13 protein-coding genes are annotated in these 12,967 nt (G+C 61.8%); 12 read left to right on the top strand and 1 reads right to left on the bottom strand.

Features of this window, described 5'->3' with window-relative positions; genetic code table 11:
• Nucleotides 1–87: 87 nt before the first annotated feature.
• Nucleotides 88–840, bottom strand: coding sequence for a FadR/GntR family transcriptional regulator (locus ACGYLI_RS05080; RefSeq protein ID WP_394417683.1), 753 nt, complete (start codon nt 838–840; stop codon nt 88–90).
• 77 nt (nt 841–917) lie between these two features.
• Here ACGYLI_RS05080 and ACGYLI_RS05075 point away from each other — a divergent pair, with 77 nt between their 5' ends.
• From ACGYLI_RS05075 to ACGYLI_RS05020, 12 genes are all read left to right on the top strand, one after another.
• Entirely contained in the window at nt 918–1,706 is a 789-nt protein-coding gene (locus ACGYLI_RS05075) for a DUF2182 domain-containing protein (RefSeq protein ID WP_394417680.1), read from the top strand.
• A 1-nt stretch (nt 1,707) separates the two neighbouring features.
• Complete coding sequence (locus ACGYLI_RS05070; protein WP_394417677.1) at nt 1,708–2,340, top strand: DUF1326 domain-containing protein; 633 nt, start codon at nt 1,708–1,710, stop codon at nt 2,338–2,340.
• Nucleotides 2,337–2,837 carry a DinB family protein gene (locus tag ACGYLI_RS05065; protein WP_394417674.1) on the top strand — a complete coding sequence of 167 codons (501 nt, stop codon included), beginning with the start codon at nt 2,337–2,339 and terminating at the stop codon, nt 2,835–2,837. The genes ACGYLI_RS05070 and ACGYLI_RS05065 overlap by 4 nt, the downstream gene beginning before the upstream one ends.
• The gene (locus ACGYLI_RS05060; protein WP_394417671.1) at nt 2,837–3,940 is read left to right on the top strand and encodes a dimethylsulfoniopropionate demethylase; all 1,104 of its coding nucleotides are present in this window, start codon (nt 2,837–2,839) and stop codon (nt 3,938–3,940) included. Before ACGYLI_RS05065 ends, ACGYLI_RS05060 begins: the two co-directional genes overlap by 1 nt.
• Before the next feature lie 36 nt (nt 3,941–3,976).
• Nucleotides 3,977–4,963 (top strand): acryloyl-CoA reductase, encoded by a 987-nt coding sequence (gene acuI, locus ACGYLI_RS05055; RefSeq protein WP_394417668.1) that lies wholly within the window; start codon nt 3,977–3,979, stop codon nt 4,961–4,963.
• Between the two features lie 67 nt (nt 4,964–5,030).
• Nucleotides 5,031–5,456: an HIT family protein gene (locus tag ACGYLI_RS05050; RefSeq protein ID WP_067266693.1), complete on the top strand. Its 426-nt coding sequence runs from the start codon at nt 5,031–5,033 to the stop codon at nt 5,454–5,456.
• 177 nt (nt 5,457–5,633) lie between these two features.
• A complete protein-coding gene (locus tag ACGYLI_RS05045) occupies nt 5,634–7,271 on the top strand; it encodes a BCCT family transporter (RefSeq protein ID WP_394417665.1) in 1,638 nt (545 codons plus the stop codon).
• A 98-nt stretch (nt 7,272–7,369) separates the two neighbouring features.
• Entirely contained in the window at nt 7,370–8,593 is a 1,224-nt protein-coding gene (locus tag ACGYLI_RS05040; protein ID WP_394417662.1) for an aminotransferase class V-fold PLP-dependent enzyme, read from the top strand.
• Nucleotides 8,594–8,654: 61 nt separating this feature from the next.
• On the top strand, nt 8,655–10,076 hold the full coding sequence (locus ACGYLI_RS05035; protein ID WP_394417658.1) for a cryptochrome/photolyase family protein: 1,422 nt from the start codon (nt 8,655–8,657) through the stop codon (nt 10,074–10,076).
• Between the two features lie 62 nt (nt 10,077–10,138).
• Nucleotides 10,139–11,350 carry a class I SAM-dependent methyltransferase gene (locus ACGYLI_RS05030; protein WP_394417655.1) on the top strand — a complete coding sequence of 404 codons (1,212 nt, stop codon included), beginning with the start codon at nt 10,139–10,141 and terminating at the stop codon, nt 11,348–11,350.
• A 36-nt stretch (nt 11,351–11,386) separates the two neighbouring features.
• Complete coding sequence (locus ACGYLI_RS05025; RefSeq protein ID WP_067266699.1) at nt 11,387–11,827, top strand: TrgA family protein; 441 nt, start codon at nt 11,387–11,389, stop codon at nt 11,825–11,827.
• Between the two features lie 5 nt (nt 11,828–11,832).
• Entirely contained in the window at nt 11,833–12,966 is a 1,134-nt protein-coding gene (locus tag ACGYLI_RS05020) for an NUDIX domain-containing protein (protein ID WP_394417651.1), read from the top strand.
• Nucleotide 12,967: the final 1 nt, after the last annotated feature.

Here is a 12,967-nt window from a genome sequence, read left to right as displayed (position 1 = left end):
GGCTGCCATGGGCGAATTGCAAGGGGTGGGACGTGCGAATTTGTTACGTCAAGATAGACGCGTATCTTGTTGTTTTACATGCCCGCCCTAGCGTCGGCCCGCAGCTTCGGCATTCCGCGCCGCACGCGCGGCGAAAACGCTTTGTGCAAGCTGTTGGGTCTCGGCCTCAAGCGCGGTCAGCCCTGCCGTCACCGCCCTGCCGTCATGGGCCTCTGCCGCATCCGCGATCTCTTGATGCAGAGCCACGATCCGCGCGCGATCCCGCGCGGTGAAGGTGATCATATTCATCAGGGGCTGCATCGCCTCGACCGCGCCCGCCAATTGGTAGCTCAGAACCGGATTGCCCGCACCATCGACCAGCGCCCGGTGAAATGCTACGTCGGAAGCGCAGAAGGCCTCATCCGTCAGTCCCGGCTGTGCCTGCCGATGAATCTCCGCGCGCATGGTGGCAAGGTGGTCCGCCGTCCGCCGCTCTGCCGATAGCGGGGCGCAGGCGCGCTCCAATGCAAAGCGGGCCTCGCAGGCGGTCTCAAAGCTCACCGCGTTCATCGACAGAAGCAGAGTCGATGTGGTGATCTGCTGCGCGTAGGCATCCGGAAAGCTCAGCCGGTTAACGAAAGCACCCCCCGTGGCCCCGCGCTGCGTGCGGATCAGCGATTGCGCGGCCAGCCGCTTGAGCGCCTCGCGCACCGTGGGGCGGGAAACCTCGAACTGCTCGGCAAGCTCCGCCTCGGAGGGCAGACGCTGGTCGACGATCAGATGCCCGCCGATGATGGCGTCGCGAATGGCCGTGGCGATCTGAGCCGATAGATCGGCGGGGTTGCTTGGGTCGATTTTCATATGTCTTACAATTAGTGTTTGCGAGGACTTTAATTGTCTGACATTAAATCTACAAGAGCACGCAGGGGAGGGCGGCGATGACCGGGATGGTACGATCAACACTATGGCTGGGGTTTTTCGCCCTGATTCTCGCCGCTTGGTGGATGATGTACAGCATGGCGATGCAGATGGACCTCGATCTGCTGGGCCGCCCCGGGGCCATGGGCGAACGCATGCGGCAGATGGATCCGGGCATGGATATGTATATGCCCATGGCGCGTTTCTTTCCACTGTTCGTGATGTGGGGCGCGATGATGGCGGCGATGATGGTTCCGACCATGGTGCCGACGCTACGCGCCTACGAAGACCTCATGATTTCGGCCAATGGCACGCGCGCGGGCTGGCTGGCGGTGCTTGCGGGCTACCTCGCGGTCTGGCTCCTCTTCGCGGCGGGGATCGCGGGTTTGCAACTGTTGCTGCTGCACGGCGGCGTCATCGACATGCTCGGAATCGCCAAATCGCGTTGGACGGCGGCGGCGTTGCTCTTTGCTGTGGGCCTCTTCCAATTCACCCGCGCCAAGGAGATTTGCCACGGGGTCTGCCACTCTCCGATGATGTATTTCATGGGCCACTGGCGCCCCGGCGCCGCGGGCGGCTTTCGCATGGGGCTGGGCCTCGGCGCCTTTTGCGCGGGCTGCTGCTGGGGCTTTATGCTTCTGGGCTTTGCCGGCGGGGTCATGAACCTTGCTTGGATGGGGCTCGCCACGCTTTTCATGGTCATCGAAAAACTGCCCCAAATCGGGCATTACGTAACAAAACCAATGGGTTTCGCCCTGGTCCTCGGCGCAGGTGTCGTGGCGGGTTGGCCCATGATCACAGGAGGATGATATGCCAAACAGAGAGATGACACCCGCCAATTGGGCGATCAAGGGCGAGCTTTTCCTGAACTGCTCTTGCGATGTCTTCTGCCCCTGCGTGGTCAGCCTTGGCGCGCATCTGCCGACCGAAGGCCACTGCCATGCATGGATGGGCATCGTGATCGACGAAGGCCATTTCGAGGGGGAGGATTTGGCCGGCCTGAACGTCGGGCTGTTGGTCGACATTCCGGGGCGCATGGGCGAGGGAAATTGGAAGGTCGCCGCCTATGTGGACGACCGCGCGAGCGAGGCGGCATATGACGGGTTGCTGCAAATCTTCTCGGGCGCTGCGGGTGGCACCACGGGGCTGTTCACCATGTTGGTAAGCGAGATCATCGGCGCCGAACGCGCCCCGGTCGAAATCATTCGCGACGGCAACCGCCGGGTCATCAACATTGGCCGAAAGATCAACGGCGAGATCGAGATGCTGGCCGGGGCCGAACCGGGGGAGCCGGTGACGATCACCAATTCGAAATACTGGATGGGTCCGAATATCGTGGCTGCGCGTGGCGTAAAATCCAAGGTCCGCGACTATGGCCGGGTCTGGGATTTCGGTGGCAAATCAGCTGAGGTCTGCGCGATCAATTGGCAGGGGGCGCGGTGATCACCCCCACCTATGCCACGGAAATGGCGCGCTATAATGCATGGCAGAACAGTCAGTTGTCGAGCGTCGTTCAGGCTTTGGATGAGGCAACGTTAACACAGGATCGCGGGGCGTTCTTCGGCTCCATCCTCGGCACGCTGAACCATCTTCTGTGGTGCGATCAACTCTGGCTGTCGCGGTTCGACCCTGCCGCGCCAAAACCGGAAGGCAAAGACACCGAGCTTTGCCTCTCAGGCGACGCTTGGGTTTTGGCGCGAGGGCACTGCGATCTTGCCATTTCTCAATGGGCGGCGGGGCTGGAGCAGTCAAGGCTGGATGGGGATTTAACGTGGCATTCCGGCATCTTGCAACGCGATGTTTCCAAGCCAATGGCGGGATGTGTAGTGCACTTCTTCAACCACCAAACCCATCACCGCGGCCAAGTGCACGCCATGCTCACCAGCGCAGGATGTGACGCGCCGGTGACCGATTTCATCTTCATGCCGGAGGAGGTGTGATGGCCGAACTCTCTCCCTCGCGCCGGATCAGGCGTACGCCATTCTCTGACGGGGTCGAGGCGGCGGGTGTGAAAGCCTATACGGTCTACAACCGGATGCTGCTGCCGACCGTCTTTGAAAGTACCGAGGCGGATTATCACCACTTGAAGAAAGCCGTGCAAGTCTGGGACGTGGCTTGCGAAAGACAGGTTGAACTGCGCGGGCCCGATGCTTCCCGACTGATGCAAATGCTGACACCCCGCGACCTGCGCGATGTGGCGCCGGGCCGCTGTGTCTATGTGCCGATCGTGGATGAGACGGGTGGGATGCTTAACGATCCGGTGGCGGTAAAACTGGCCGAGGATCGTTGGTGGATTTCCATCGCAGATAGCGATTTGTTATTGTGGGCCAAGGGGATATGCAACGGTTATCATCTTGATGTTTTGGTCGATGAGCCGGATGTGAACCTGCTGGCGGTGCAGGGGCCGAAGGCCGAAGATCTAATGGAACGCGTCTTTGGCGCGGCGGTGCGGGAGGTGAAGTTCTTCCGCTTCGGAGAGTTCCAGTTTCAAGGCCGCGCCATGAATGTCGCGCGCTCCGGCTACTCCAAACAGGGCGGCTTTGAGATTTATACCGAAGGGGCCGACATCGCGATGCCACTTTGGGAGGCGCTTTTCGAGGCGGGGCGCGATCTGGATGTGCGGGCGGGCTGTCCGAACCTGATTGAGCGGATCGAGGGCGGATTGTTGAGCTATGGCAATGACATGACCGATGACAACACGCCCCACGAATGCGGTCTTGGCAAGCTCTGCGACACGCAGGCGGCGATGGGCTGTATTGGCAGAGATGCGCTGCTGCGGGTGGCGAAAGAGGGGCCGGTGCAACAGATACGTCCCCTAGAGATCGCGGGCGATCCGGTGCCGCTTTGTGATCGTGTCTGGCCCTTGATGGCGGGCGACAAGCGCGTGGGGCAGGTGACCTCGGCGGTTTGGTCCCCTGACTTTGGCGTGAATGTCGCCATCGGAATGGTGCGGATGACCCATTGGGACCCGGGTACGCGCTTGCGGGCGCGTACCCCCGATGGCGAGCGTGACGTAACCGTGCGTGAAAGTTACTGGGCCTGAGGCCCGGTCGATTGAAACCTGAAAAGGAGATGAAAGATGAGCTTTAATGCGCTGATTGTAAACAAGGATGACGAAGGCAAGACCAAGGCCGAGGTCACCCAGATCACCGAAGACCAACTGCCCGAGGCCGAGGTGACGGTCGCGGTCGAATATTCCACCGTGAACTACAAAGACGGGCTTTGCATCGGGCCGGGTGGTGGCTTGGTCCGCAATTATCCGCATGTGCCAGGCATTGATTTCGCCGGCACGGTTGAGACCTCGAATGACGACCGTTACAAGCCCGGCGACAAGGTGGTGTTGACCGGTTGGCGCGTCGGCGAGGCCCATTGGGGCGGCTATGCGCAAAAGGCGCGGGTCAAGGCCGATTGGCTGGTGCCACTGCCCGAAGGGCTGGACACGCGTCAAGCGATGGCCGTGGGCACGGCAGGTTTCACCGCGATGCTGGCCGTCATGGCGCTTGAGGATCACGGCATCAAGAAAGGCCCGGTTCTGGTCACGGGTGCGGCGGGGGGCGTCGGCTCGGTCGCGACCGCGATCCTTGCCAACCTCGGCTATGAAGTGGCGGCGGTCACCGGGCGGCCCGAGACCGAGGATTACCTCAAGAGCCTCGGCGCGGCCCGGATCGTCGCGCGGGACGAGATCAACGAGACGGTGAAGCGCCCCCTTGAGGGCGAGACATGGGGCGGCTGTGTCGATGCTGTGGGCGGCGCGATGCTGGCCCGCGTGCTGGGCCAGATGGAATATGGGGCGAGCGTGGCGGCCGTGGGCCTTGCGGGCGGTGCGGCCCTGCCTGCCACGGTGATCCCCTTCCTGCTGCGCGGCGTGAACCTCTTGGGCATCGACAGCGTCATGCAGCCCTATGACAACCGTCTGCGCGCCTGGGAGCGGGTGGCCAAAGACCTGCCGATGGACAAGCTGGAAGCGATGGTCCAACCCGCTGGGCTCAGCGACCTGCCGCAATTGGGGGCGGACATCCTGAAAGGGCAAGTCAAGGGCCGGGTGGTCGTCGACGTAAACGCTTGATATTGCCTCGGCGCGGGGCGGTGTGGTTAATGGTCCGCGCCGCCCCGATCGCCAGAAGGAGAGCATGATGGCCAGCTACGACGACGACAATATCTTTGCCAAGATTTTGCGCAAAGAGATCCCCAGCTTTAAGGTCTATGAGGACGACAAGACCTATTGCTTTATGGACATCATGCCTCGCGCCGAAGGGCATTGTCTGGTGATCCCCAAGTCGCCCTGCCGCAACATGCTCGACGCCAGCCCCGCACAATTGGCGGATTGTCTGGCGACGGTTCAGAAAGTCGCCAATGCCTGCCTGCGCGCCTTTGGCGCCGATGGCATCACGGTGCAGCAGTTTAACGAGGCTGCGGGCGGGCAAGAGGTCTTTCACCTCCACTACCACATCCTGCCGCGGCATGAGGGCGACAAGCTGCGGCCGCCCGGTGTCCAAGGCGACATGGACCGGATTCGCGAACAGGCCGATGCGATTGCAGCCGCGCTCGGGACAGGGTAGTCCCCCCAAACTTACGTCGCAGCAGATACCGAAACGGTCGTTTTAGCCAAGTTTCCAAGGGGGCTTGGCCGCAATGGCTTGCCCAATGGTCGCAGGCCTCTATCCTGTTGTGCACGGATGAGAAAAACAGAAGGCCGTGTTTTGCGCGGTAATCTGTCATCAAAGAGGGAACAGATTATGAGCGATACCAATTCGCACGGCATCCCCGAGCCTGAGGGCAAGGCGGATGTGATCGATACCGATTATGAGATCGGTCAGGACAATATCGAACGGCAGATCGGGCCGTTCGGGCTGGATATTCACAACCCGGTCTTTCTAATCTCGGGGATCGCGGTCGTGGTCTTCGTGTTCTACACCATCGCATTGCCGGAACAGGCCGCCGCGATCTTCTCGGCCATGTTCAACTTTACCACCAAGAACTTCGACTGGTTCCTGATCGGCTCTGCCGACTTGGTGGTGATCTTTGCACTTTTGCTGATTGTCACGCCCTTTGGCAGTGTCCGCCTTGGCGGCAATGAAGCGGTCGCGGATTATACCTATCTGGGCTGGTTCGCGATGCTTTTCGCGGCGGGCATGGGCATTGGCCTGATGTTCTACGGCGTCTCCGAGCCTTTGACCCATTTCTCGACCTCCATGGGCGAGATCACGACAGAGAACGGCTTGCGCACCGACTGGGCCCCCTTGGGTGCCGCCACGGGTGACGAGGCTGGTTCGCTGCGCCTTGGCATGGCGGCGACGATCTATCACTGGGGCCTGCACCCTTGGGCGATCTATGCCATCGTCGCGCTGGCGCTGGCGTTGTTTACCTATAACAAAGGTCTGCCGCTGACTATCCGTTCGGCCTTTTACCCGGTTCTGGGCGAACGTGTTTGGGGCTGGCCCGGGCATATCATCGACACCATCGCGGTTTTCGCCACGCTCTTTGGTCTGGCGACGTCGCTCGGTCTGGGAGCCACGCAGGCGAACGCGGGTCTGAACGAGCTGTTCGGGATTCCCGTTGGCACCACATCTGAGATCGTTCTGATTTCGCTGATCACCGCCGTGGCGCTGGTTTCGGTGCTGCGCGGTCTTGATGGCGGTGTGAAAGTCCTCAGTGAGGTTAACATGGGTCTGGCAGCACTGCTGGCACTGTTCACCTTGATCGTCGGGCCGACCGTGTTCCTGCTGTCCTTCTTCTGGGACTCGCTGGTTGCTTACATCGAATATCTGCCCGCACTCGCAAACCCGTTTGGCCGTGAAGACGTGAACTTCTCCCAAGGCTGGACGGCGTTCTACTGGGCTTGGTGGATCAGCTGGTCACCCTTCGTCGGCATGTTCATCGCCCGCGTCAGCCGGGGCCGTACCGTGCGCGAATTCATCGTTTGCGTGCTGTTGATCCCATCGCTTGTCTGTGTGCTGTGGATGTCGATCTTTGGTGGCACCGCGATCCATCAGGTGCTGAACGACGGCTACACCGCAGCCCAAGATGCGGGTCTGCCGTTGCAGCTGTTCAAAATGCTCGACGCGCTGCCGCTGGCTTCGATCACCTCCTTCATCGGCATCGTGCTGGTGGTGGTGTTCTTCGTCACCTCGTCCGACTCCGGATCGCTTGTGATCGACACGATCACCGCAGGCGGCAAGGTCGATGCGCCGGTGCCGCAGCGGGTGTTCTGGTGCATCTTCGAGGGTGCCGTGGCCATCGCGCTGTTGATCGGCGGCGGCTTGGCAGCGCTGCAATCCATGGTGATCTCCACCGGTTTGCTGTTCACGCTGCTGCTGCTCTTCATGTGCTTCTGCATCTTCCGCGGTCTGCAGGACGAACGTAAAATCCGCTAACCTGCACAGCCTTTGCAACACGGATGACGGCGGCCCCTCGGGGTCGCCGTTTTGTTTGGGCGCTTGACCTTGGCCGCGCTGCGGTCAACCTTCGCGCCATGCATATTGATTCCGAATGGGTCCGCGCCCAATTTCCCGCCTTCGCCGAGCCGAGCCTTCAGGGGCAGGCTTTCTTTGAGAACGCCGGTGGGTCTTACACCTGCCGCCAAGTGATCGACCGGCTGCATCGCTTCTACACCCAGCGAAAGGTGCAGCCCTACGGCGCCTATGAGGCCAGCCGCCTTGGTGGGGAGGAGATGGACGAGGCCCGCACCCGCATGGCCGCGATCCTTGGCGTGACGCCGGAGGAGCTGAGCTTTGGCCCCTCCACCACGCAGAACACCTATGTGCTGGCGCAGGCTTTCGGCCAGATGATGCAGCCCGGTGAGGCGATCGTCGTGACCAATCAAGACCATGAGGCCAATACCGGCCCGTGGCGCCGGCTGGCCGAGCGGGGGATCGAGATCCGTGAATGGCAAATCGACCCTGACACCGGGCATCTCGATCCGGCAAAGCTCGAAGACCTACTCGACGAGAATGTCCGGCTGGTCTGCTTCCCGCATTGCTCAAACGTGGTGGGCGAGATCAACCCGGTGACCGAGATCACGGCGCTTGCCCATGCCGCCGGGGCTTTCGTCTGCGTCGATGGCGTCTCTTATGCGCCACATGGCTTTGCCGATGTCGGGGTGCTGGGGCCAGATATCTACCTCTTTTCGGCTTACAAGACCTTCGGGCCACATCAGGGTGTCATGGTCATCCGCCGGGCGCTCGCCGAACTGCTGCCGAACCAAGCGCATCACTTCAACGGGGACGTGCTTTACAAACGTTTCACCCCCGCCGGGCCGGATCACGCGCAGATCGCAGCCAGCGCGGGCATGGCGGATTATATCGATGCTTTCCACGCCCACCATATCGGCGGCACTGCCGGGGCCACGGCGCGCGGTGTCGCTGTGCATGACGCGATGCGCGCCCATGAGACGGCTTTGCTGCAACCGCTGTTGGATGCCATGGCGGCGCGCAACTCTGTGCGGGTCATCGGCCCCACCGATGCGGCAACCCGCGCGCCCACGGTCGCATTGGCGCTTGATCGCCCGGGGGTCGAGATGGCGCAGGCATTGGCCGCGCGCGGCATCATGGCAGGGGGTGGCACCTTCTACGCAGGCCGGGCGCTCGGCGCGATGGGGGTGGATGAGGCCAAAGGCGTGCTCCGTCTCAGCTTCACCCATTACACGACGCAGGATGAAATGGACAAACTGTTGAACGCGCTGGATGATCTGCTCTGATCCTTGACCCCGGCGCAGGGGCGCTATGTTTCGGGACAAGTGCAGGAGCAAGACCCCGAACGTGAGCGACAATTCCCCGATTATCATGTGGTTCCGCCGCGATCTGCGGCTGAGCGACCATCCCGCCCTGACGGCGGCCTGCCAGTCGGGCCGCCCGGTGATCCCGCTGTTCATCCACGACGCACAATCGGAAGCTTTGGGCGCGGCGCCGAGGTTCCGCCTCGGGCTGGCCTTGGGCTGTCTTGGGGAGACTTTGGCCGAGAAGGGCAGCCGCCTGATCCTGCGCCGTGGCGATGCGCTTGAGATGCTGCGCGAGGTGATTGAAGCCACCGGCGCGGGGGCAGTCTATTGGAGCCGCCTTTACGATCCCGCCGCGATCGACCGCGACACCAAGGTCAAAGAGACGCTAAAGGACAATGGGGTCGAGGCCTGTAGCTTTGCCGGGCATCTGATGTTCGAGCCTTGGACGGTTGAGACCAAGACCGGCGGCTTTTACAAAGTCTTTACCCCCTATTGGAAGGCGGTCCGGGGCCGCGATGTGGCGGCCCCCTTGGCCACTCCGAGCGACATCCCAGCCCTGCCAAACTGGCCCGAGAGCGCCGCGCTCGACGATTGGCAAATGGACGCCGAGATGCAGCGCGGGCGCGACGTAGTGCGCCCCTATGTGCGTCTGGGGGAGGCCGCGGCACAGGCCCGGCTAGGTTCTTTCATGGCCCATATCGTTGAAGGCTACGACGAAAGCCGCGACATGTCGGGCGAAGATGGCACCTCGGCCCTGTCGGAAAACCTGTCATTGGGTGAGATCAGCCCGGCCCAGTGCTGGCACGCGGGCCAGCGGGCGATGCAAGAGGGCAAGCGCGGGGCTGAGACCTTCCTCAAGGAACTCGCATGGCGCGAGTTTGCCTATCACCTGATGTATCACACGCCGCGCATCCTTGACCAAAACTGGCGCAAGGAATGGCAGGCTTTCCCATGGAACGAGGACGAGCGCCGCGCCGAGGTGCTGGCGTGGAAACAGGGGCGCACCGGGGTGCCATTCGTCGATGCGGCCATGCGCGAGTTGCAGGTCACGGGGCGCATGCACAACCGGGGCCGCATGATCGTAGCGAGCTATCTGACGAAACATTTGATGTGCCACTGGCGGATCGGGCAAAAGTGGTTCGAAGAACACCTGATCGACTGGGACCCGGCCAATAATGCGATGGGCTGGCAATGGGCCGCAGGCTCTGGCCCCGATGCGACGCCGTTCTTTCGCATTTTCAACCCCGAGACCCAGCTTGATCGGTTCGACAAGGGGCGCGACTACACCCGCCGTTGGATCGCCGAGGGCCGCGCGAAACCGAGTGACGAGGCGCTGGCCTATTTCGACGCGGTCCCACGCCGCTGGGGCCTAAGCCCAGAGGATGATTACCCCGATCCGATCGTCGATCTGTCAGAGGGGCGGGAACGAGCGCTCGACGCCTATCGCAACCGCAACTTTTAACTTTTTGCGAAACAGCAGCCTGCGGTTACAGTAGGCGTCAAGAACAAGAACGGAACCGAGGTATGAAGCTTACGACCACCGAGGGGCAGAAAGGTCTGCCGCGCTATTTTCCGCAGGTCTTCGCCATGGCGCAGGAAATGCAGCATGGGCGGGTGGACTTTGTCCTGCCTGATGGCCGCGTGTTCCGCGCCGAAGGGGCCAAGCCCGGCCCGGTGGCGGAACTGCACATCCATAACGATGACCTTTTCGCACGGTTGATCCGCGAGGGCGATCTGGGCTTTTGCGACGCCTATCTGGACGAGTGGTGGTCGACGCCGGACCTGCAAGCCTTCATGGATTTGGTCCATGCGGGGAATGAGACGATCTATGATGGTTTCCCCGGCCAAGGGCTGCTGCGTCAGTTCGAAAAGTTCCGCTTCTGGCTTCAGCGCAACAACCGCAAACAGGCCAAGCGCAACATCAGCTATCACTACGATCTCGGCAATGCGTTCTACAGCCTCTGGCTGGATGACACGATGACCTATTCTTCGGCCATTTTCGAGGGCGACGCTCAGCAATCGCTTGAGGCCGCGCAGCGGGCGAAATACAAGTCCATGGTCGATCAGATGGGTGTGGAGCCCGGCGATCATGTCTTGGAAATCGGCTGCGGCTGGGGCGGTTTTGCGGAATATGCCGCCGCCGAACGCGGGCTGAAAGTGACCGCGCTGACCATCAGCCAAGAGCAGTTCAACTACGCGCAAGAACGCATTGCCAAGGCGGGCCTCTCGGACCGCGTGACCTTCAAACTGCAAGATTACCGCGACGAGACCGAAAGCTATGATGGCATCGCCAGCATCGAGATGTTCGAGGCGGTGGGCGAGAAATACTGGCCGGTCTATTTCGACACGCTGCACCAACGTCTGAAACCGGGCCGCGCCGCGACCTTGCAGATCATCACCGTCGCCGACCGCCGTTGGGAGGTCTACAAACGCGGAGTGGATTTCATCCAAAAATACATCTTCCCCGGCGGCATGTTGCCCAGCCCCACGATCCTGCGGGAGCAGGTAGAGCGGGCAGGGCTGGTGGTCGACCGGTCGATCGAATTTGGCAAAAGCTATGACATCACCCTGCGCCGTTGGCATGAGACCTTTAACGAGAAATGGGATCAGATCACCGCGCTTGGCTTTGACGAACGCTTTCGCCGGATGTGGAATTTTTACCTCACTTCCTGTGCCGCGACATTTGACAGTGGCAATTGCGACGTGACGCAGATTACGGTACGGCGACCTGTGTGACCGCCCCTGCGGTCCGCCCCCGCAAGGAGCCGAAAAATGCCGACTGGTGCACGACTTATGGCGGCGATCTCACTCGCCGTGCTGGCCTTTGTCCTGTCGGGCATGGTGGTGCCACTGATGCCGGAAAGCACGGATTTCGGGTATTTCCTGCCGCTTAACGTGGTGCTTGGCCTCATCGTGGGCTGGCGCGTGATGGGCCGGCGCGCGGGCCGGGGCATCGTGGCTGCGATCAACAACGGTTTCGCCGGTGTCTTTGTGCTGATGCTCTGGGCGATCTTCTTGCAGGCGGCGAATGAAATGGTCCGGCTGGCGCTGCGCAACCGCTATGACGATCCCTTCGAGGCCATCGTCGCTGTGTTTCAGATCGGCGCGGAATTCGGCCTGATGATCGCCACCGTGCCCATCGGCGTGGCGCTTGTCGTCGGCGGCATGATCGCAGGGCTTTTGACAGAATTTGCTTATAACCGTTGGCCCTGATCCCCATGCGACATCTCTTTATCTATGGCACCCTCCGGCATCTGCCGCTGTTGGAAATCGTGCTTGGCCGCTCCGCCGAGGCGATTGACCTCAGCCCCGCCAATCTGTCCGGCTACCAAGTCTCTGCCGCCGCCGAAGGCCCGTTTCCCACGATTGAGACGCGCGATGGCGCGCAGGCCGAGGGCTTGCTGGTGTGGGGGCTGAGCGCGGATGATTTCGCGCGGCTCGACTTTTACGAAGGCGCGTTCGACTATGACCTTGTGCCGGTGACACTGGTAGACGGGCAGGGGGCCGAGGTCTATCTGCCCCAGCCCGGGCGCTGGACCGCGCAGGGGCCATGGTCCTTGCCTGAATGGGAGAGGGATTGGGCCGCGCTTTCCTGCCACGCCGCGCGCGAAGTGATGAGCTATATGGGCAAGCGCCCGCGGGCCGAGGTCGATGCGATGTTTCCGATGATCCGCCGCCGGGCCCATCAGCAGGTGTTGGCGACACAGGGCATGCATGATCCGCTGGCGCTCGATGGCAAGGTCGAAGTGACCGACCGCCGCCGCGTTTACGCGAACTTCTTCGCCCTTGATGAAATCTCGCTGCGACATGAGACCTTTGACGGCAGCATGTCGGCGCAGATCGACCGCGCGGTTTTTGTCAGCGCGGATGCAGCTTTGGTGCTGCCCTATGACCCGCTGCGCGACCGCGTGCTGCTGGTTGAGCAAATCCGCATGGGGCCGCTGGCGCGGGGTGATCATACCTGCTGGCAGTTGGAACCCATCGCGGGCCATATCGACCCCGGCGAAACGCCGCAGGCCGCCGCCCGGCGCGAAGCGCGTGAGGAGGCGGGGATCACCTTGGGCGCCTTGGAGCCGGTCGGAAACGTCTATGCCTCACCCGGGAATGCGACGGAGTTCTTTCACGTTTTCGTGGGATTGGCAGATTTGCCGGATCATATCATCGGCACCGGCGGTTTGGCTGCGGAGGGCGAGGATATCCGGTCGCATTTGATGTCATTCGATGATCTGATGGCCTTGGCCGATGCGCAGGCGCTGGCCAATGCGCCATTGGTGGCAAGCGCCTATTGGCTCGCCCGCCACCGCGAACGCTTGAGGTCCGAAGGCGCGACAGCTAAACCGGACGGAACATGAA

This window comes from Sulfitobacter sp. 1A13421, from assembly GCF_043557285.1.
Classification (GTDB): domain Bacteria; phylum Pseudomonadota; class Alphaproteobacteria; order Rhodobacterales; family Rhodobacteraceae; genus Sulfitobacter; species Sulfitobacter faviae.
This window is presented reverse-complemented; position numbering and strand designations above follow the sequence as displayed.

Excerpts from the sequence above, each read along its gene's own strand:
- ACGYLI_RS05060 (WP_394417671.1), top strand. The coding sequence starts at position 2,837 with ATGGCCGAACTCTCTCCCTCGCGCCGGATCAGGCGTACGCCATTCTCT.
- ACGYLI_RS05045 (WP_394417665.1), top strand. The coding sequence starts at position 5,634 with ATGAGCGATACCAATTCGCACGGCATCCCCGAGCCTGAGGGCAAGGCG.
- acuI (WP_394417668.1), top strand. The coding sequence starts at position 3,977 with ATGAGCTTTAATGCGCTGATTGTAAACAAGGATGACGAAGGCAAGACC.
- ACGYLI_RS05050 (WP_067266693.1), top strand. The coding sequence starts at position 5,031 with ATGGCCAGCTACGACGACGACAATATCTTTGCCAAGATTTTGCGCAAA.
- ACGYLI_RS05025 (WP_067266699.1), top strand. The coding sequence starts at position 11,387 with ATGCCGACTGGTGCACGACTTATGGCGGCGATCTCACTCGCCGTGCTG.
- ACGYLI_RS05020 (WP_394417651.1), top strand. The coding sequence starts at position 11,833 with ATGCGACATCTCTTTATCTATGGCACCCTCCGGCATCTGCCGCTGTTG.
- ACGYLI_RS05075 (WP_394417680.1), top strand. The coding sequence starts at position 918 with ATGACCGGGATGGTACGATCAACACTATGGCTGGGGTTTTTCGCCCTG.
- ACGYLI_RS05070 (WP_394417677.1), top strand. The coding sequence starts at position 1,708 with ATGCCAAACAGAGAGATGACACCCGCCAATTGGGCGATCAAGGGCGAG.
- ACGYLI_RS05040 (WP_394417662.1), top strand. The coding sequence starts at position 7,370 with ATGCATATTGATTCCGAATGGGTCCGCGCCCAATTTCCCGCCTTCGCC.
- ACGYLI_RS05080 (WP_394417683.1), bottom strand. The coding sequence starts at position 840 with ATGAAAATCGACCCAAGCAACCCCGCCGATCTATCGGCTCAGATCGCC.
- ACGYLI_RS05030 (WP_394417655.1), top strand. The coding sequence starts at position 10,139 with ATGAAGCTTACGACCACCGAGGGGCAGAAAGGTCTGCCGCGCTATTTT.